The sequence below is a fragment of the Clostridium sardiniense genome (assembly GCF_019753795.1).
Taxonomy (GTDB): domain Bacteria; phylum Bacillota; class Clostridia; order Clostridiales; family Clostridiaceae; genus Clostridium; species Clostridium sardiniense.
Map to the genome: position 1 here is coordinate 180,201 of NZ_JAIKTU010000005.1, position 20,210 is coordinate 200,410.

Annotated in this window: 18 protein-coding genes; 7 read left to right on the forward strand and 11 right to left on the reverse strand. The window is 26.3% G+C overall.

Annotation, left to right across the window (positions count from 1 at the left end):
- Positions 1-55 precede the first annotated feature (55 nt).
- Together K5V21_RS07570 and K5V21_RS07575 are read left to right on the forward strand one after the other, a co-directional pair.
- Complete coding sequence (locus K5V21_RS07570; RefSeq protein WP_221860488.1) at positions 56-496, forward strand: hypothetical protein; 441 nt, start codon at positions 56-58, stop codon at positions 494-496.
- 59 nt (positions 497-555) lie between these two features.
- Positions 556-1,029 carry a hypothetical protein gene (locus K5V21_RS07575; protein WP_221860490.1) on the forward strand — a complete coding sequence of 158 codons (474 nt, stop codon included), beginning with the start codon at positions 556-558 and terminating at the stop codon, positions 1,027-1,029.
- 63 nt (positions 1,030-1,092) lie between these two features.
- On the opposite strand, the gene K5V21_RS07580 is transcribed toward K5V21_RS07575, so the two are convergent.
- Positions 1,093-1,557, reverse strand: a complete 465-nt coding sequence (locus K5V21_RS07580; protein WP_221860492.1) for a methylated-DNA--[protein]-cysteine S-methyltransferase — start codon at positions 1,555-1,557, stop codon at positions 1,093-1,095.
- A 321-nt stretch (positions 1,558-1,878) separates the two neighbouring features.
- Positions 1,879-2,769, reverse strand: a complete 891-nt coding sequence (locus K5V21_RS07585) for a patatin-like phospholipase family protein (RefSeq protein ID WP_204595058.1) — start codon at positions 2,767-2,769, stop codon at positions 1,879-1,881.
- A gap of 701 nt (positions 2,770-3,470) precedes the next feature.
- Here K5V21_RS07585 and K5V21_RS07590 point away from each other — a divergent pair.
- Entirely contained in the window at positions 3,471-4,118 is a 648-nt protein-coding gene (locus K5V21_RS07590; RefSeq protein ID WP_221860495.1) for a chloramphenicol acetyltransferase, read from the forward strand.
- 117 nt (positions 4,119-4,235) lie between these two features.
- Here K5V21_RS07590 and K5V21_RS07595 read toward each other — a convergent pair whose 3' ends face one another.
- Complete coding sequence (locus tag K5V21_RS07595) at positions 4,236-4,778, reverse strand: GNAT family N-acetyltransferase (protein ID WP_221860497.1); 543 nt, start codon at positions 4,776-4,778, stop codon at positions 4,236-4,238.
- A 231-nt stretch (positions 4,779-5,009) separates the two neighbouring features.
- Positions 5,010-5,147: a hypothetical protein gene (locus tag K5V21_RS07600; RefSeq protein WP_221860499.1), complete on the reverse strand. Its 138-nt coding sequence runs from the start codon at positions 5,145-5,147 to the stop codon at positions 5,010-5,012.
- Between the two features lie 237 nt (positions 5,148-5,384).
- Between K5V21_RS07600 and K5V21_RS07605 the strand changes: the two genes are divergently transcribed.
- The 3 genes from K5V21_RS07605 (at position 5,385) to K5V21_RS07615 (ending at position 7,056) form a co-directional block, all read left to right on the forward strand.
- Positions 5,385-5,816: an HIT family protein gene (locus K5V21_RS07605; RefSeq protein WP_221860501.1), complete on the forward strand. Its 432-nt coding sequence runs from the start codon at positions 5,385-5,387 to the stop codon at positions 5,814-5,816.
- Positions 5,817-5,886: 70 nt separating this feature from the next.
- Positions 5,887-6,339 carry a GNAT family N-acetyltransferase gene (locus K5V21_RS07610; protein ID WP_221860503.1) on the forward strand — a complete coding sequence of 151 codons (453 nt, stop codon included), beginning with the start codon at positions 5,887-5,889 and terminating at the stop codon, positions 6,337-6,339.
- A gap of 195 nt (positions 6,340-6,534) precedes the next feature.
- Positions 6,535-7,056, forward strand: a complete 522-nt coding sequence (locus tag K5V21_RS07615; RefSeq protein WP_221860505.1) for a nitroreductase family protein — start codon at positions 6,535-6,537, stop codon at positions 7,054-7,056.
- A gap of 216 nt (positions 7,057-7,272) precedes the next feature.
- Here K5V21_RS07615 and K5V21_RS07620 read toward each other — a convergent pair whose 3' ends face one another.
- The 6 genes from K5V21_RS07620 to K5V21_RS07645 form a co-directional block, all read right to left on the reverse strand.
- Positions 7,273-8,730 carry a hypothetical protein gene (locus K5V21_RS07620; RefSeq protein WP_221860508.1) on the reverse strand — a complete coding sequence of 486 codons (1,458 nt, stop codon included), beginning with the start codon at positions 8,728-8,730 and terminating at the stop codon, positions 7,273-7,275.
- Between the two features lie 556 nt (positions 8,731-9,286).
- Positions 9,287-9,589 (reverse strand): DUF3784 domain-containing protein, encoded by a 303-nt coding sequence (locus K5V21_RS07625; RefSeq protein ID WP_221860510.1) that lies wholly within the window; start codon positions 9,587-9,589, stop codon positions 9,287-9,289.
- Between the two features lie 49 nt (positions 9,590-9,638).
- Complete coding sequence (locus K5V21_RS07630; RefSeq protein WP_221860512.1) at positions 9,639-10,391, reverse strand: FkbM family methyltransferase; 753 nt, start codon at positions 10,389-10,391, stop codon at positions 9,639-9,641.
- Between the two features lie 394 nt (positions 10,392-10,785).
- Positions 10,786-11,340: a hypothetical protein gene (locus tag K5V21_RS07635; protein WP_221860515.1), complete on the reverse strand. Its 555-nt coding sequence runs from the start codon at positions 11,338-11,340 to the stop codon at positions 10,786-10,788.
- Positions 11,341-11,500: 160 nt separating this feature from the next.
- Entirely contained in the window at positions 11,501-11,959 is a 459-nt protein-coding gene (locus tag K5V21_RS07640) for a DUF4829 domain-containing protein (protein ID WP_221860517.1), read from the reverse strand.
- 227 nt (positions 11,960-12,186) lie between these two features.
- On the reverse strand, positions 12,187-12,951 hold the full coding sequence (locus K5V21_RS07645) for a DeoR/GlpR family DNA-binding transcription regulator (RefSeq protein WP_221860519.1): 765 nt from the start codon (positions 12,949-12,951) through the stop codon (positions 12,187-12,189).
- Positions 12,952-13,130: 179 nt separating this feature from the next.
- Here K5V21_RS07645 and K5V21_RS07650 point away from each other — a divergent pair, with 179 nt between their 5' ends.
- Positions 13,131-13,922 (forward strand): HAD family hydrolase, encoded by a 792-nt coding sequence (locus K5V21_RS07650; protein WP_221860521.1) that lies wholly within the window; start codon positions 13,131-13,133, stop codon positions 13,920-13,922.
- Positions 13,923-14,001: 79 nt separating this feature from the next.
- On the opposite strand, the gene K5V21_RS07655 is transcribed toward K5V21_RS07650, so the two are convergent.
- Positions 14,002-18,774, reverse strand: a complete 4,773-nt coding sequence (locus K5V21_RS07655) for an alpha-1,3-galactosidase-related protein (protein ID WP_221860523.1) — start codon at positions 18,772-18,774, stop codon at positions 14,002-14,004.
- Positions 18,775-20,210: the final 1,436 nt, after the last annotated feature.

Here is a 20,210-nt window from a genome sequence, read left to right on the forward strand (position 1 = left end):
TAAAATCTACATCTCATATATTGAATTAAAACCTTGTTTCTATTGAGGTGTTTTTTTGATGAATAATGAAGAAGAAAGTACAAGACTCCCACCTGAACTGGAAGAATATCTTGCAAATCTAGGCTTAGAACTTGCGGATATTGAGATACTTGGATCAATATTTTTAATTGTAGGATATTCTTATTTTATAATTGCAGCTAATGAAGATAAAGAAAATATACTTAATCCAAATATCCCAATAGCCCCTGGTAGTAGGGGTAGACCTACACATTTACTTCTTATAGGTGAAGAATTAATTTTAGAAGGACTTATTATTCTTTGGATAGTTGCTATAAGAAGAATACATGAAAAGGCTTTAGAAGGTTCCGATGAGTCCCTTGACCCTTATAAAAGATTGGCTAATGCATATTTTCTAAGTGTAATAGCAAATAAAGAAAGAGTTATTGCACTTGCTGAAATTGATAGAACAAATACTGATGATGAAGCTTTTATATAAACTATACTTAAATAATAATTGTAAAATTCTTATTTAAATTACACTCTATGAGGTGTTAAATGGATATTAATAATTTTAATATGGATAATTTCTTTAGCCCTTATACGTTCAATGCAAATCTTGGTGATGAAAGCGGTAATCCTGAAGATGAAGAACGTAGACAATATTTCCTTAGAATAGATTTAGAGATAGTTAATATTGAACTATTTGGTACTTGTTTATCTGTTATGTCATCACTTTATTATCTTAAAGCCTCTCTTATTGGTAAAGAAATAGTACTTAGTGCACTTAACGGTATAGATTCTGGGCTTGATGCCACTCCTTATGTAAATGTTGGAGAAACCCTCGGTTTAATGGTTAACTTTATATTTGCTTACTCAGCATTTAAAAGATATGAGGAAAAATCTGAACAAGACCCTGAGCATCAAGATCCTTATAGACGAATAGCAATGAGCTATATTCCAACAATACTTGCTTATCTTGTTAGAGTAAATGCTAGAAGAGAACTAATTTCTACTCTTCCTAATATCTAAAAAGGATTGTTTAACATTACAATTAAACAATCCTTTTTAAGTTTCTTTTTTTATTATAATCACTTATTTATTATTTTTCTCTATATTAAGTAATTTTTCTTTTATATCAATTCCACCTAAATATCCAGTAAGCTTTCCATTACTCCCAACTATTCTATGACAAGGTATAAATATTGGTATTGGATTTCTATTACAAGCAAGCCCTATTGCTCTTGCTGCTTTTGGCCTACCTATCTGATCTCCCATTTCTTTGTATGTAAGTACCTCCCCATACGGAATTTCACATAATCCATTCCATACTTCATTCATAAATTCTGTACCTTTTGGTGATAATGGTAGGTTAAATCCTTTAAGTTCACCACTTATATATTTATTAAGCTGAATTGATGCTTCTTTTAGAAGCTTTGTCTCTTTAAATTCTATATTATCTTCAATGTCATCTTTCCCAAAATAAACATTTGATATAAACCCATTTTTTTCTTCTATCCCTATAGTTCCTATATCTGTTTCATAAAAAAATACTGCCATTAACTAATCCTCCACTATATAGCCTTATTTTAGTTATTATGTATTATACTACTTTATAAATTTATTTTCCTCTTTTTTAGTCTATTATATGATTTATCTGTTATATCAACTATACGAATATTCATTATAAAAAAGTATTTTATTATTATTTTTTAGTATTTTTTAATCTACATTAGCCCCATTATCTAAAATATTAAATTGATAACCTAGTAGTATTTTAGAATATGTAGGTGAATAGTAATTTAAAGATAGTCTTTATATAATTAATAAAATATAATAAATTAAAAGTATGCCCATTCAGACATCCTTTTAATTTATTCTTTAAGTAATTTCCTTTATCCAATTATAAAATCTAAAAAGTTTTGGATGATTTTCTCGCTCTTCTCTTTCATGCATTAATTTTGCCATTATTATAGCTGGTTCTAAAAGACTTATAGTATCATTATATCCTTCTTTTATTCTCATTCTCTTAGCTGCCATATCTAAATTAAGAGTTCCCTTAAGAGTACTTTCATTTAAATTTCTAGGAACTAATTCTAATATCTTAGTATTTGGATAAAGAGTCTTATCAACTCTTTCCTCCTTTGATAACAATACAACTATGATAATATCGCAATTTTCTCCATATACAGGCTGTATTGGAGTATTATCTGCAACACCTCCATCAATATATTTGCCACCTAAAACTTCTGTACAATCATATATCATTGGAAGAGATGCAGATGCAACTATCATCTCTTTAGCTGTTATATCATCATAGTCATTTATTCTAAAATACTTTGCTGTAAAATCAGGTAACTCCGTACATGCAGCGTAGCATATCTTACCTCTTTCCTTTACTTTTCCTATATTTAAATAATCCTCTATTATTTCTCTTGCACCATCTTTTGGAACTCCACCTTCTTCTAGCTTTTGAACCATATATTTCTTAGCTAAGTTTAAATGATGTGATCCTATTGCAAGTTCTATTCCTCTTTTTAGAAGTTGAAATTTACTTATAGGAACAAGCTTATCCATAGTAACTTCATCCCATAAAGCTTCAGCAGCATTTATATCATCTTGAGCAAATAAAACTGCGTTAAATGCACCTATTGAAGTACCTGCAAAAACATCTATGTACTTGTCTAACCCTAATTCTTTTAATGCTTTCCATACACCAAGTTCGTAGGCACCTTTGCCCCCTCCCCCTGATAGCACTAATCCTATCTTCATATAAATCTCCTTTTTTTAAACTTATCCACTATTATATCCAAATAATTATTATTAAAACTAAGTATATCATAAATTTGTGTATAAATTTAAAGATACTATATTACTATATTTTTAATAAATCATATACAATATTCGTTTAAATATAAAAAGCAATCTTAGTCTTAATAATATTAAAACCAAAACTGCTCTTTATGTTTGTTCAATAATTTTACTAGTAAATAGTTTTTCACTTTATTATATGAATTTATTGCTTTAAATATTACATATAATAAAATTATTTTTCAGTTAATATGGACGTTATAACTATCTTTCTTTTTCAACTACTATGTGCAAATATTCTGTGGAATCTCTATATTGAGGATATTCACAAGTTTCTGCTGATACATTAGTCCATTAATAATATTGCATCATAGGAATCACTTTCAAGCAAACGTAGATTTAATGCATTTTCGCAAATATACGCCTGTGCTTTAAATCCTAACCTTTCAATACTCTGTATAGCATATTAATCAACATATTAATTATACAACAATGTTAATATATGTATAAATCATTCCAGAGATTTATCCACTAATTTTTTACTAATATTTGAAAAGAATCTATTTACTTCATTGAAATATTATATAATTAGTATATAAACTAATGATTAGTTATATTAAATAGCGAATCAACAATTATTTTTATATGAAAGGGAAAAAATAATGAATTTAAATATTATTGATATGGAAAAGTGGGAACGAAGAAAGTGTTTCGAGCACTATTTTAATAATGCAAAATGTACTTATAGTATAACTGTAAATATTGAAATAACAAATTTATATAAATATATTAAAAACAATAATTTAAAGTTATATCCTGTATTCACTTGGATTACCACAAAGTGCTTAAATAATCATAAAGAATTTAAAATGGCAATTAATGATGAAGGTAAGCTAGGATATTATGATGAAATTAGTCCATGTTATTCTGTGCTGAATGATAAAACAAAAATTATGGACGAATTATTTACGTTATATAGTAGCAATTTCAATGAGTTTTATAGCAATATGCTATATGATATGGATATGTATAAAAAAGACTCAACATATTCTCCTAATTTTCAAAAGAATTTTTACTTAGTTTCATGTATTCCTTGGATTAATTATTCATCCTTTAACGTTAATAATGAGACTAATATGCCTATGTTATTTCCAATGGTTACTTGGGGTAAATATTATAATGAAAATGAAAAAGTATTTATGCCACTATCACTTCAAGTACATCATTCAGTTGCTGATGGCTATCATTGCTCATTATTTTATGATGAGGTCCAAGATATAGTATCAAATCCAGAATTATATTTGAATTAACTAGAAAATTTAATCAGTATATATACATTAGAGAATAACTTTAATATAAGACAAATTAAAACTCAGCAATTGATTGCTGAGTTTTTTATTTGTACTAACTTCATTTAACTATATTTATTATAAATCTCTATATTTTCTATAGTAGAAGTAACTATCACTTTCCATGTTCGGTTGTTTATGTCCAATAGGTATTCTTTTTTCAAATAATTCAAATCTACATTTCTCTGCAAGATTACAAGAAGGGATATTTGCACAATCAATAGTTAAAATAATATACTTTATATCTGATACATCAAAACACCAGTTAACTAATGCATTTACCGCTTCTCTTGTATACCCTTTCTTTTGATATTTTTCTGACATAAAATAAGCTACTTCAACTTCATTTAAGGTATCTTCAATCCCCATACCAACCATTCCAATCATTTCATCTGTATCATTTAATGCAATTACATATCTTTTGTTTTCATAAATATCAGTTAAATTTTTTTGTGCTTGATGCCAATCAATATAACCAAAATATGATTGTGGTGAATCTCCGATTTCTGCCCAATCAGGCATAAATCTTAAAATCTCCTTCTCTCTAACAATTCTATAAAGGTTTTCTGCATCTTTCCTTTTAAAATCTCTAATTATTATATTATTTGTTTCTATTCTCATACCATTTCTCTCCCCATAAATTAAAATAATTTTACAATCAATAAAATACTATTATTAGTTAACTTTCGAATTTATTTTACCATATATTTGATATTAAAGCAGTTACAGAATTAGCTTTATTATAAATTCAATTAGTTTAAATCTAGCACTATAGTTGATATTAGTTATATAAGAGAAATCTCTGAATAAATAAAATTTTTATCTATCTTCCATTCCTCCCGTAATTTTCTCTTATAGATTTTCAAATAAAGTTTGTTTTATATCCTTAACTAATCTCTCATTATTTTTTGCAGCATAATTAAATTCTATAAATGAAACTATAGGATCTACTATCATATTTAAAGCAAAATTTAGAGTTATACCAATCAATAGATCCTTTAGCTGCACTTTCTAATCTGAATATCTGTTCTAATGTAAAGTTAAGAATATTAAAGACTTACTATTTTAAATTTATATTGTAATTTAAAATTAACATATCCAATATTCCCATAAATATTATATATTCAGAATCATACATTGTTTACTCTATAGTTAATATATAATATAATTTAGTAATATATGGTATTTTAAATAAATTTTTTCTCTTGTCTGGAAGGATTTAAATATATGAAAATTTCTAGCTGCCTAGGTTGTAAGCTATCACATAAGCAATTACCTGTTTATGTTGTTTACGAAGATGAGTATGTAATTTGTATTTTAGACCACAGCCCTTTTAATAAAGGCCATACATTAATATTAACTAAACATCATTTCTTTGATTTAAATGAATTTGATGTTGAAACTTCAAATGCAATTATGAATGCATCAATACTAATTTCAAAAGCTATAAAGTTAGCTTACAATCCAGATGGTATAACTATTTGCCAAAATGGTGGTATTTTTAATGATTTAACTCATTATCATATGCACGTTATTCCAAGATATAGAGATCAATGTTTTTCAAACTTTTATTTAGATGATGAAATTAATATCAAAGATCAAAAAACTAATCTAAAGGAAGTAATGGTAGATATAATAGATGTTTTAAAAACAATTTAAATAAGCACTTTAATCTATCTATTAAAAATTATGATCTGAAACCTTAAAATATTAGATGTTAGGAGTTATTATGAATATTTATTTAAAAGATATTAATGAAGATAATTGGCAAGAATGTATTTTTCTAACTACAAACAAAGATAATAGCCACTCTATTTGCGAGGAGTTTGTAGCTTCTAATGCTTTATCTATTGCACAATCTAAAATTGAAGATGGTTGGATTATAAAAGCTATCTATAATGAAACCTCTATGATTGGTTTTACTATGTATGGTTACTGCTATAATCAAAAATTTTATGAGATATGTAGACTTATGATAGACCATAAATATCAAGGAAATGGGTACGGAAAGATAGCCCTTATAAAAATCATTAATGAAATGAAAAAATTTAAAGATTGTGATGAAATTTATTTATCCTTTGAACATGATAATAAGATTGCTCAAAAGCTTTATGAAAGTCTTAATTTTAAAGATACAAATAAAATTATTGATGATGAAATTTTATACAAGCTATCATTATGACGAACTTATTTTTAAAAAGCTCTAAAAAACGTTTTATTATGACTACACTATCTGATATTACTACATTCTGTTTCTTTTACACAGTCTTATCAATATAATATTTAGTCTTAAATTATATTAACTTTATTTAATATTATTAATTTTCTAATGAAAATCTATCTATTATTTTTTGTATTATTTTTTGGAGGTAACGGTATGAATAATTTCTTTGAATTAATAGAAAAACGTGAAAGTTGCAGGCGCTATACAGGAGAATCTATAGAAAAAGAAAAACTTATAAAATGTATTGAAGCTGCTCGTTTAGCTCCTTCTGCTTGTAATGGTCAACCTTGGCAATTTTATCTAGTTACTAATTCAGATATAAAATCAAAATTAGTAAAGCTTACTCAAGCATCTAGTAAAAATGCTTCAGCCTTTATAGTAATTTTAGAAGAAAAACCTAGACTTCAAACTAAGATTGTAAATAATCTAAAAAATCAAGAATATACACAAGTTGATATAGGTATAGCTACATCTCATATATGCCTTGCTGCTACCGAACTTGGATTATCTACTTGTATTCTTGGATGGTTTAATGAAGATAAAATAAAAGAACTTTTAAACATACACCTTTCAAAAAGAATTAGATTAATTATAAGCATTGGATATAGTTCAAATAAAGAACCATCTAAAAAGACTCGTAAATCCTTAGATAAAATCTTAACCATTATTGATTAATAATTATAATATTTAAAACTAACTGATGAAAAAGGACTGATTAAAATAGATATAAAATTAAGATTATATAAAAAAGATGACTTAACTACCCTTTGCTATTTCATTTAAGCACTCTTCAGCTTTATAGCATAGTACTTTAAATCTAAGTCTAGTCTTAATACTCTAATTAAAATAAAAAGCATTACTGACCTAAGTAATGCTTTAAATATTTTCTAATTATTTTCTAAATGACTTCTTTATCTTTGATTTTAGCTTATTAAACTCACTACTTGATGGATACTTAGTTTCTGATTTTGATGCTCTGCTTATTGTATCATTTGCTCCAATATAATCATATGTCCTATACTGTGCCATAGCTAAATGATATAAATAAATTGGTGAATCTTCATCCTTATCTAGCAAAGCATCATAATATTCTGCTACCTTTTCAAAATATATATCATCATATTTATTTGTTTGCCTTATTCCATCCTTATAAAACTCATAAATAGATACATTATAAGCTTCATCAATATCTCTAGTCCATAAAATTAACTCTTTCCTGCCATCACCTTTTATATCTTCTAAAAACATCTTTTCATAAGGTGGTAAATTATATCTAAATGCCTTATTTATCTCTCCATCTTTAAGTGATAATATATCCATACTATTTTCTGTATTACCATCTCTCCAGCCAACTAATATATAATTTTGCCTATTAACTTCAACTACATCTAAATCCTTAATACTATATCCCTTTCCTTCAAATCCATCTATAAAATATATTCCATCATCATATTCTTTATTTAGTCCAACATAGGGCTTACCCTTTAAAGTATATGCAATTAATAGTTCCTCTTCTCCATCACCATCAAAATCTCTCTTTATAACTTTACTATTAGAGATTTCATTTAGTGGTATGTTTATAGCCTCAGGTGGTATATTAAGAATTTCTTCCTTATCTACCTTTTCATCTCTTGGCACCATACCTTCTTTTGATCCTGGTATTAGTATCCATACTTCCGTAATTCTTGGAATATTATTTATTAATGTAACATTGCTTTCAATAACTCCAAGTAAATCCTTATCATCTACTCCAAGTATAGATTTAGCAAGTACCAAATTATATATATCTCTAACATTAGATTCAATTGGATCTACACCTCTTAAATTTGCTACTCTTATACTTGCATTTTCTTTAACTTTTCCCTTCTCATCATAAATTTGATTTAAGTATACTTTAGGTCTTAATGACAAATCAACTATATACCTTTCCTTTGTATCTTGTGATATTACTTCTGCTCTATAATTATCTAAGTATCTAGCATCAAACTTAAACATTGTATTAAATATATTATGATTGTAAATCTCTTCTAAGGAATTATTTTTGTAAGTGTATACAGCAAGGAAGTATGTCCCTATATCATTTTCAAGGATACCTCTTATCATAATTTCTGCTTTTCCATCTCCATTTAAATCACCAAGAAATAGGCTTATATTATATCCGGAATATGGAACATCTTTTTTTATAACCTCTCCATTTCCTTCTGTGTTAACAGTTATTGATATATTGCTGACATAATTACTATCACCATCTTTTTTAAAACCTGTAAGTATTACTTTATCTAAAGAAAATTTATCAGTTACATTTCCATCTTTAACATCAATAATGCTTTTTTCATGATTTTGTGGCATCTCTATCCTCCAAAAAAATTCTTTTAATACCATACTATTACTGAATATGTCTTATTGATATAGTTTGTTTATTTATCTTATAGAAAACTTATACTCCTATCTTTTCATTCTAATAAATCTTTCCAAAATCTTTTTTGTATATATTTTTTTATATATTTTTCTTTAGTATATATAGCATTAGTATTCTTTGGTACTGATTTTTGATCGTCTCATCCTGTGTCAAATTCGGACCCCCTATGTGAATTTTTACCGCCTCCTTTTTGGCGCACTTATCTAAAGGTATTTTATAGTATAAAAATACCCCTATTATAGTTAAAATTAATTTTTTTCATATATATTTTATAATCTAATTAGATTGAAGCTTCCAATTATTATATATGCAGTAATTACAATTTACTAAAATAAATTTTTATATTTTTACGTGAGTTTTTATAATATTTCTAATATTAATTTTAATTATGTACTTACATTAACTAATTTAAGTTATACAAATACATTGAATACAATTTTTAATTAATATAAAAGACAGGTGAATATTTTAATTATTCACCTGCCTTTATTTGCTATATTTCTTATCACCATATATCAATAGAATTATTAGAGCTACTATTAATATAGTATCAATTATAGCTGCAATTAACACTGATTTACTAAGAAAAGTAACTAGTGCTATTACAATAATTAAAAGCCCAAAAGCTAATAATACTAAGCCAATCCAATTTAGATAGGACTTCTCATCTATTATATTTTTGATTTTATAATCATTTATAAAGATTGACCTTTTCTTAAACTTTATTTTGTATCCAAAGAATATAGCTAACGCTCCTACTATTAGATTTAATACAATAAAGAAGTTCATATTATCCCCCTTTTCTATGTCTAATTAATATGCTTTTATTGGTTAAATTCTATTCCAATGTTGCATATAAAACAGTATCTAAAATTGATTCAGAATAATGTCTTAAATATAATTTATATTCAGGCACTAGCTTCTTTATAAGAAGTGGAATTTCATATATATCACGTGCTCTATGATAGACACAAATAGCTAATTTAGGCTTGTACTTTTTTATTATTTTTTCTGCCCCTTCAATAGTTTGACATTCTGCTCCTTCCACATCCATTTTAATAAATGTTACAGGTGCAATATCAAATAATACATTATCTAAACTATTAGCATTAGTTGTTGAATTACCTTTACTATAAATTTGAGATATAAAGGATCCATCTTCATAAAATCTAAGAGTCTCTTTTTTGTTCCAACTTGCTAATTTATAAGTTACTACATTATTTATATCATTTTCTAATATATAACTATTTAAAGAAAGCATATTTTCATGATCAGGTTCAAAAGCAATAATCTTTTTATAGCTTCCATCAGCTTGCTCAATAAAACTCTCTATAGTATCTCCTGTATAAGCCCCTAAATCAATAAAGAATTCATTATTTGATAGTTTAATTATATCTTTATCAAAATACTGTTCATTATATGTTGAAATATCTTCTAGTAAAGACGTATCTCCAGTCTCATATACCTTAATACGAGTTTCTAATACTCTTTTTGATTCTTCATCCTCTAATAAATTCTTTACTTCATCTATTTTATACGTTGTATCATCTGACTTACATTTATTCCAATCTTCCATAAAATACTTAATCATCTCTATGCCTCCTACTAATATTACAATCGATTTCAATCTTTAAATTACTAATATCTATAATCAAATTTAGAATTATTCTAATATCAAATTTTAATAACTTAATTCTTATAAATAATTATATCACCTGAACTTATTTATTTCCATATTTTTACTTTTTTATTTTATAATTTATTTATTTTTAATCATATAAGAAAAACTTAAATAACATTTTATTACGTAATCTTTTCTTATTATATCAACATAATAATTCATATGGTAAAATTAACAATTTCTAATAATGCTATATATTAATATCCTTCTATTTTAAAATTTACTATTAATCCAATGTAAATTAGTTATTTGAGAAGATCACTTTGAAAGAAATAAAAAATGCTAGGAATAATCCTAGCATTTTTTATTTCTTTAATTTATCTTCTAAAATATTTTTAAATGAACTTAATGATTCTTTTGACTCAAATATATTCTTAGGAATAATAATAATAGCATATGGATTTTTAGGACTCTTTTTATAGGAAATCACAATTCCAAAAATATTATCTAAATCCGATACTTCTTGCAAAATACTATTACTTAATTCTATTTTTCTATCATCAACAGTATAATATATTTTTTTATTTTCAATTTCCAAATTATGAACGTATCCCTTATCATACTCTTTAAGCAAAGTTTTATTTTCTATAAAATTAATATAAATATTTCTAAATATCCAAACAACAGATATAGCAGCAATATATATTATAATATATTCTAAAAATATATAAATGAAATCCCTGTCATATTTGTTTTCAATAAAACTTTTTATAAATAAAACAATTGCTAAAATTGCTCCTAAAATTGCTCCCAAAAGCATTTGTTTTTTTCTGATTTTTTTTAAAGCAACGCTATTTTTTAGGAAATCGTTTATTTCATTATTATATAGTCTATCATCTACCGAATACTTGTAATTCATATTTCCCCACCTTAATACCAATTTTGATATATTTTAGCATAAGAGAATAGTTTGTACAAGTTAAATCTAATAATAATGTTTATAATAATACTAAACATTATTATACTTATATTAATCAAAATAAATTTATTATTTGATTAATACCATTTAGAAAAATATACTATTGGTTTCCTATACTATCTATCTTCCAGCTCCCATTTTCTTTTATTAAATTATAATATTTACTATCATCACCACTATCTTGTGGCTCAATATTCTCATCATTATATTCTATATGATAATCCACATTAAAAATCTTTATATTATTCCTACTTATATTATTTATGCTTCCCAAGCCACTTGAAAAATATTGATTATACATTTCTTCATCTTTAATTAATTCTACTTTCTTTAAAGAAACCTTTTTTATATTATATAATCTGAAATCTGAATCCTTATTTCTATCTGTATAGCAATCTAATAATTTTTCCAAATTTTTATTATTAGTATAATCAAAGGATTTTTTTATTGTATTCTCTGGCATTTTATATTTAAATACACATAATCCAATAAAAATTATTATAATGCTAGCTATATAAAATACCTTCTTTTTACTTATTCTAAAAAAACTTTTCCCCATATACCTCCCATAACCCCCATAAATATTCTATTTATCATTTATATCAAAGAAACCAAGTTTAAATATATACTGAATACTTTCATTAATTCAGCTCCCTATCTTTAAATTTATAAATGTGAATTATAAAATAATTAGATCACATTACATTTCTTCCATATACACGCTACCATATTTTAACATATTATTGCGTATTGTGTTATTTGTAATATGCTTTAAATAGAAAATTTTTAAAGTAACTTTACATCATACTCTTTAAGTCCCTCAATAATATTCTCACTTGGCAGTTCCTCTGTAATAATACAATCAATATCTTTCAAATTAGAAAAATTAAATGCTCCATCCATATTAAATCTTTCATTTGGTGCTATCAAATATCTCTTTCTTGATATGCTTATAACCGCTCTTTTAGTACCTGCATCCTCTGACTCTGATACACTAACACTTCCATCTTTAATATCTATACCACTACACCCTATAAAAGCTTTATTACATCTATAAAGTTTAATTTGATCAATAGCATACGAGCCCACACTTCCACCTACAAGTGCATTATAATCTCCTCCAATAAATATAAAATTTATCTTTGAATTTAATGGAATTAGAGATGATATTTCAAACATATTAGTAATTAAAGTTATCTCTCTGTCACTCTTTATAAGTATTTTCGCAAGGATATATGAAATACTTGATGCATCTAAAAATATCGTATCTTTATCATAGACCTCCTCAGATGCTTTTCTTGCTATAACCTCTTTAAGTTCAGTATTTTTTCCTACTCTTTTTAAGAAGCTCTCCCCATTTACTATAATACGCTCTCTCTTAATAGCACCTCCATAAGTACGTTTAAGAAAGTTTTCTTTCTCTAATACTTGAAGATCCTTTCTTATCATGCTTTCACTTACTTTAAATTCCTTGCTTAAGTCTTTAACAAATACTTTTCCATCACGGTCAAGCATTTCTAATATATATTTATGTCTTTCTTCAATAAACATAATATTCTCCACCTATTCCTATTTATTATCATTATATTAATGATAATATAACTCCAATATAAATTCAATTGACTTTTACAATTATTTACTTTAAAATGATAATAAACAGTAATAAATGATAACAATTAAATGTGGACTAGCTATGAAATTTAATATTAAATAGAAAAGAGGTTGGGATTATGAAAAAAGCAATATTTTTTGATATCGATGGGACTCTTATAGATTGTGTAAATGGGTTAACTGATATCACTCCTAAGGTAAAGAAAGCAATTAAAAAATTACAATCAGATGGAAACTATGTATTTATAGCAACTGGTAGACCATATGCATTTCTTAGTGAGTCCTTATTAAATTTTGGATTTGATGGATTTGTTCTTACAAATGGTGCTCAAGTAATTGTTAATAACAAAATGATTTATAAAGAACCTTTGGACAAGGATTTTGTAAAAGAATTAGCTGAAAACTTTGATGAACTTCACATTCAATATATTCTGCAAGGTGAAACCTACTCATATATAAAGAATGAATTTAAAGAATTTTATTCATTATATACTAGTATAGATATACCTGAAAAATATCTAACTAGAAATTATGATATTAATGATATAGATGTTTATAAGATAGAAATGTTATGTCCAGATGATAGAGCTATGGATTACTGCTTATCTATAGTAAATACCAATAAAGATTATACTAATACATACGATATAAATTTAAAAACTTTTGAGCTATATTCAAAGCATAATACTAAAGCAACTGGAATCTTAAAAGCATTAGAATATTTAGATATTCCACTTAAAAATAGCTATGCCTTTGGTGATGGCATGAATGATATTGAAATGCTATCTACTGTTGGTTGTGGAATAGCTATGGGAAATGCTAATGATGATGTAAAGATTTATGCCAAAGAAATAACTGATACAGTTCATAATGATGGTATAGCTGTAGGAATAGACAAGTTTATACTTTAAAAGCTTTATTAATAAAAAGTAGAAATACCTTTATGTATTTCTACTTTTATTTAATACCTTAAAGTCTATTTACTTTTTATTAATCTTGCCTTTTCTTGCTATACAAGAAAATTAATCCAAATCCAATTAAAGCAATCAAAGCACCTACCTTTACTAACGTACCACTCATACCTGTTTCTGGGAAATCGTCTTTATTTTCATTAGGTTTATTACTATTGCTTGGATTTTGTTGCTTATCAGGATCTGCTGGCTTCTCATTATCTGGCTTATCCGTATCTGTTGGCTTATCCTCGTTTGGTTTATCTGGGTCTGTTGGTTTATCTTCGTCTGGTTTATCTGGGTCTGTTGGTTTATCCTCGTCTGGTTTATCTGGGTCTGTTGGTTTATCCTCGTCTGGTTTATCTGGGTCTGTTGGTTTATCCTCATCTGGATCATTAGGATTTGTTGGTTTTTCTTTAAGTTGATTAATTGCTTCTTGAAGTTTTTTAATCATTGAATCACGTTCTGCTTCTGAATTAATACCATTTCCTACGCCTTCTTGCACCTCTTTAAGGACTGATATAAATACTTCTTTTGTCTCGTCTGTAATATTTTCTAAATTTATATTCTCAGCCTTTTCAATTAATGCAGTTAAATCTCTAATATCTATTTGCTCCTTTGCATTTTCAATCGTAAATGTTTTAAATTCAAGTGAACGTCCATTTTCATGAATAATTCTTATAACAATTTCATCACCATTTTCAACTTCAATTGTATCTGTTCCTTTTAAAGTCTCTACTTTAACTCCACTTCGCTTCATAACTGATACATTTGCATTCTTATCATTAGCTTTAGCATCAATTACAACTTTATTTGTCTTATTTTCTAAATCAATTTTATCTGATTCAAGATCTACACTATTATTATTTAAAACTATTGATTTAATACCCTTTTCGATTGGTGCATATCTCATTACATGTACAGTATGCTTTGTCTTTGTAATACCATCATGAGCAATAGCTTCAAAAGCAATACTATTTACACCATTATATACTGGAGCAGTAACTGTTGCTTTATTATCTACTTGGTTTACTTCATACTTAATTCCATGATCATGATTTTTTGCAATAAGCTTATTTGTCCCTTCAGTTAATTCAACTTCAAATGTTATAGTGCTATCTTTTTTATCTGTATTAATAAATGAATTTTTATCATCAAGATTAATTTTTCCAAACCCTTTTGTATTAATAGATTTAATTCCAGTAGCACTTGATTTAATTTTATTAAGCTTTATACTACCAAACTTTCCATTTAGTATATCTTTATTTTTAATATCAACAACTTCTTCAGTTTTATTATCATAATCCTTAACATGAAGCTTTGTAATCATTGATGGTATAGTAATTGTATCTCCATCAACAACTTTCTTTCCATTTATATATACACCTTCAAGTTCTTGTGCTTTATGAGAAATTGTTGTATCAAGTATATTTGAAAATTTGCCACTTGGTAATTGTGAAACAACATATATCTTATAATCACCATCTTGTGATAACATAACCTTAGTTCCTTCTATAAGATGTGTATTACCATTTCCATTAACAATTACAAAGTTCTTACCTTCGTAATTTGAATCAAATGTCATATTTATAGATTCATGATTAATAACTTCATGACTTAAATTTGAAATTGTAAATTCTGATCGATCTAAAATCATAATTGGCAAAGATTTAATTCCCATCACGTCATCAACTGTACCATTACCTATTTTTATATCTGTAATCTTTAAATCTTTATTTGCTTGAGCATTCCCCCATCCTGCAATAGCAAGTTTTAAATTATCACCAAAATTTTTAATGTCAACTGTTTGTACTTTATTTTTAACTCCATCTATTATTGAATATAAATTTACTAAAGTTCCTTGTTTTTCTATTGCAAATGTTGCTTTACGGACACTATTTTCACTTGTATTATTAGTTGAATATTCAGATCCTCTAGCATTTACTTCATGAACTGTACCAATTCCATCTGCATGAGCTCGTTTCCCTATTGATAGATAATTATTACGATCAACTGTGCCATCAGCCTTTTCCTTCATAATTAAGAAATATGCTGAATCCCAATTAGAACTAGCTCTCTCTGGTAGACCATCAATAGTTACAATTCCTGTGAAATTATTTTTATCAGCGGAATCTAAATTAATAGTTACGAGATTACTTAGTGTATTATCATTTCCCCATAGATCATTTCCACTTTGACGTGTTATATTAATGCTATCTTCACTAATTACACTATGATTATCTTTATCTTCAATTTTAATAATAGGGTTTAAAACTTTTTGATCATCATTTTTATTTACAACCATAAATAGGTTCTTTTCTACACCTTCATACTTTGCAGTAATTCTTGCTAATCCTGATTTTAACCCATAGAATTTATTATTATCAAATCGAATAATATCTTCATCATGAATTACATATTCAATTTCATCAGCATTAATATCTCCCTTAACTTTGAAGCTTACACCTGATTCATCATTTATACTCATTACATCTGACTCAAATTCAAAATCTATTACTGGTATATCTGATGCTTTTGAAACTTTTATTTCTTGTTTATTCGATTCAATAATTGTATCGTTCCATATATAATATGCAAACACTTCAACGCTACCTTCTTTATGAGCTGTCATCTTTCCATTTTTATCAACACTTAAAACCTCTGGATTTGTAGATGCGTACTGAATATCGCTTACTGCCTCAGAAGGTTTTGTATTTTCACGTTTCGTTAGAACCTTTAGGTTATCAGTCATTTTAAGATTATCAGTACTCATTCCTTCTAATAAAACATTTTGTTTTAATCCATCATCATAAAAATTATTTTCTAATACAACATTCTTACTATTTTTAAATTCTAAAACGTTTGCAACACTTCCTGAGTTTCCTTCTGGTCCACCTGGTAATGTCTTAGGACCTTCCACTACATTACCATCATAAGTTAGCTTTAAATTACTTTGGTTACCAACTTGTAATTCTGTCTTACCTTCAATATTTAGCTCTACACCTGGATCTAATCTAAATACTTTATTATTTCTAAACGTTAGATTTTCTACACTCTCAGCACGTACTGCTCCATCACTTTCTAAATAAAATGTATTATCCTCAATTAAGATATTCTTGTGTATTGGATTTGATTCATCTGGCAGACCTCCACCTTTTGTTACTGGATGAACATATATTCCTGGTGCATATTTCCACCATGTACGTCCTAGTGTTCTAATATTAAATGTATTATTTCTAATTTCTAAATCACGAATAGGTCCAGATTCATACCATTCATCTGAATCATTTGAGAAAAACATTGTTGGCATTGATGGTGACTCAAAATAGTTATCTTCAATTACAACCTTTTTACGTGATGTTGCAAGAATCATACGAGTAAATACATTTTTAAATTCATTATTTTTAATTAATATTTCTGGAGTGTATGTGCTATTCTCAGCAACAAATTTTGGCTCGTTTCCAATACGCTCATTTAAAAATGATGGTACTTCTTCTTCAAATTCTACAATCATCTCTTTTAAATTATCACTTGTTGGTCCTTCAACACTTTTAACTGTATATTCTTTTTCATTATCACGAGACTCTAGTGTATCACGTGTATAGAATACAACTTTATCACCTTTATAATACTGTTTAAATCCACCTTGTTGTGCATGAACATATTTAAGTTTAAGCTTATGAGAACCTATAATCTCTTCTACTCGTGTAAATGTACCATGAATGTTTATTGGGTCATCATGTGTGTTATTAAAGAATGAATTTTTTATTTCAATCTTACCTTTTGCACCTGAAACATGTATTCCGTCTGCAAAACTTGATGTATTACGTCCAGTTTCTATATCTGTTTCCATACGGATACCATCAAAAGTTACGTTTTCTGCCATCTGTACTAAAAAGCCAAATCCATGCATATATGATATTTTTGTATTAATAATATTTACATCTTTACTTTCCCATACAAAAGCACCTGCTGTAGGACGTTCTGCATTAGATACTAATTGAAAATTCATTCCTTTTACTAGATCAAATGCTGGATTTGAATTATATTTAATTCTAACCCTTGAATTATCTAATTTTTCAATTGATTTAGCATTAGTAAATGGATTCTGATGTGAATAATAGCTACGTCCCATTAATTCTGTAGGATATTTAACTGAAATCCCATAATTTCTGTGATCATTACGTTCTTGCCAGTAATATTCACCATTAGATTTTTGTTCTGATTTCCACAAAATATTTGCACCTTGAATTTCATAATTTAAATATTCTGGAATAAAGTAGTCAACAGTCTTGTTGTCCATATCATAATCAAGTACTGTCATTTCTGATGTTGTAGGTATCTGATAGTCTATGCTTATATTTTTAATCGTTATATTTTCAGACTGTAAAACTGCAAGAGCCATCATATCTCCATTAATAATAAACTTTGCTCCTCCCCCATCAATAGTTAAGTTTTTTTGTCCTTCAATTAATATTCCTATTGATTTATTAGGAAATCTTACACTATCAGTATTTGAAGTATGAATTTCACGAATCTGAGAATTCTCTTTATGAACCTGATAGATACCATTGTCAAATTTTAAAGTAACATTCTTTCCCTGCTTACCTAATTCTTTTACTGCTTCAAACACTTTAACTAACGCCTTTGCATTATCATTTTTTCCAGTTGGATCAACCCCATAATCATGTGCATAAATGACTATATCACTATCATCTGCTGCAAATGCCATAAATGTTGTACTACTTATGTTTGATACTGTTAATGCTACTAACATAAAAAATATTATTGTTTTTTTATTTATTTTTTTCATTTCCCCCTCCTATGAAAACCTTTTCTAAAATAACTATATTAATTTATTGATACTATCTTTTCTTCCCCTCCTTTTGTTTATATTTGTACAAAATTAAATATTTTTTCTATATTACGCATTTTATTTAAGATCTCTAAATCAATTTTTAAAGATCTAAAGTACACATCTTTTTTACTTAACAATTTTAAAATTAACTGATTTAAGTTATAGGTTAATTTATCTTATTATTAATTGTATTTATTGGATACATAATTAATATATTTGTCAATTTGATATTTAATGAGTCATTATAAATACTTTTTATTAATAAAAAATGATTGAGTTTATTTAAAAATCAATATTTTTAATATACATAGGACATTAATATCTACTGTTTCTTGTGGAATTGCTATGGAAAATGCTAATTATGTAAAGATTTATACTAAAGAATTAACTGATACAGCATATATTATGGTCTTGCTTTAGTAATAGGCAAATACTTTAAAGTCTGATAAAAAGGATCTATTTATATAAATTCTTTTTGTCATAATAGAACCTTAAATATATAAAAAATAAGATTTTCATCTTCTGAGTATAATAGTATAACTATTTTTTATAGAATATAATTATTATTTTTACTTTTATTGTATATCCTTTTTTCAATTTCGATATATGAGTGTAGATATATAGTATAAAGTTTCTTATGTAATGATAATAATAAGCTTGATAACGGTATATTAGTTGGGCTACAAGGTTTTAATCCAAATGATATTGATCATTATTTTATAATAAAAGATTATGATGCTATTAAAAATGGTGGTAATTGATTAATTGATAAAGGTACAATATCTAATAATGGCCAAGTTAAATTTTTTCGATAACTGATACAGTGCATAATGATGGTATAGAAATAAAAATAGACAAGTGTACACTTTAAATTTAAAAGAGTAGAAATCTACTCTTTTTCTGTCCAAATATCCTCGCAATGTTTATGCTCTTCCTTATTCTAGCTAACTCTATAAAACCGAAAGTTGTATATGGATAAATTGTTATTGTCAAACCAAATGATATAAAGGGTAAGACTAGTCCACATACTCCCCTTTAAAATTTCCCTCATATTTCCATTATATATTAAATATTATTCCTTATCAACAAGCTCTTATGTCATATTAATAACTGAATTTATTTATAAATACTATTCTACTTAGGAAATTTATTTAAAACTAAAACATTATTTGTATTTTAGAATTATACTAACAATATTTTATTCTCTTTTAATTCTGTAACAACAAAATAGTTAAATACCTACTATTAAATAAATCATGCTTAATATATTAAGAGTGTCCTATATATCCCAACATATCACCAAATAATTTAACATTCTATGATGCAGTATTAGAGCCAAATATTGTAGCATTTATATATTTTGTTATCTTAGTTATAATTTTAAAATATGA

Bases quoted from the DNA above. Each gene is read 5' to 3' on its own strand.
- K5V21_RS07645 (WP_221860519.1), bottom strand. From the start codon at position 12,951: ATGTTTATTGAAGAAAGACATAAATATATATTAGAAATGCTTGACCGT.
- K5V21_RS07620 (WP_221860508.1), bottom strand. From the start codon at position 8,730: ATGCCACAAAATCATGAAAAAAGCATTATTGATGTTAAAGATGGAAAT.
- K5V21_RS07595 (WP_221860497.1), bottom strand. From the start codon at position 4,778: ATGAGAATAGAAACAAATAATATAATAATTAGAGATTTTAAAAGGAAA.
- K5V21_RS07575 (WP_221860490.1), top strand. From the start codon at position 556: ATGGATATTAATAATTTTAATATGGATAATTTCTTTAGCCCTTATACG.
- K5V21_RS07625 (WP_221860510.1), bottom strand. From the start codon at position 9,589: ATGAACTTCTTTATTGTATTAAATCTAATAGTAGGAGCGTTAGCTATA.
- K5V21_RS07640 (WP_221860517.1), bottom strand. From the start codon at position 11,959: ATGGGGAAAAGTTTTTTTAGAATAAGTAAAAAGAAGGTATTTTATATA.
- K5V21_RS07610 (WP_221860503.1), top strand. From the start codon at position 5,887: ATGAATATTTATTTAAAAGATATTAATGAAGATAATTGGCAAGAATGT.
- K5V21_RS07630 (WP_221860512.1), bottom strand. From the start codon at position 10,391: ATGATTAAGTATTTTATGGAAGATTGGAATAAATGTAAGTCAGATGAT.
- K5V21_RS07590 (WP_221860495.1), top strand. From the start codon at position 3,471: ATGAATTTAAATATTATTGATATGGAAAAGTGGGAACGAAGAAAGTGT.
- K5V21_RS07580 (WP_221860492.1), bottom strand. From the start codon at position 1,557: ATGGCAGTATTTTTTTATGAAACAGATATAGGAACTATAGGGATAGAA.
- K5V21_RS07635 (WP_221860515.1), bottom strand. From the start codon at position 11,340: ATGAATTACAAGTATTCGGTAGATGATAGACTATATAATAATGAAATA.
- K5V21_RS07650 (WP_221860521.1), top strand. From the start codon at position 13,131: ATGAAAAAAGCAATATTTTTTGATATCGATGGGACTCTTATAGATTGT.
- K5V21_RS07605 (WP_221860501.1), top strand. From the start codon at position 5,385: ATGAAAATTTCTAGCTGCCTAGGTTGTAAGCTATCACATAAGCAATTA.
- K5V21_RS07615 (WP_221860505.1), top strand. From the start codon at position 6,535: ATGAATAATTTCTTTGAATTAATAGAAAAACGTGAAAGTTGCAGGCGC.
- K5V21_RS07655 (WP_221860523.1), bottom strand. From the start codon at position 18,774: ATGAAAAAAATAAATAAAAAAACAATAATATTTTTTATGTTAGTAGCA.
- K5V21_RS07585 (WP_204595058.1), bottom strand. From the start codon at position 2,769: ATGAAGATAGGATTAGTGCTATCAGGGGGAGGGGGCAAAGGTGCCTAC.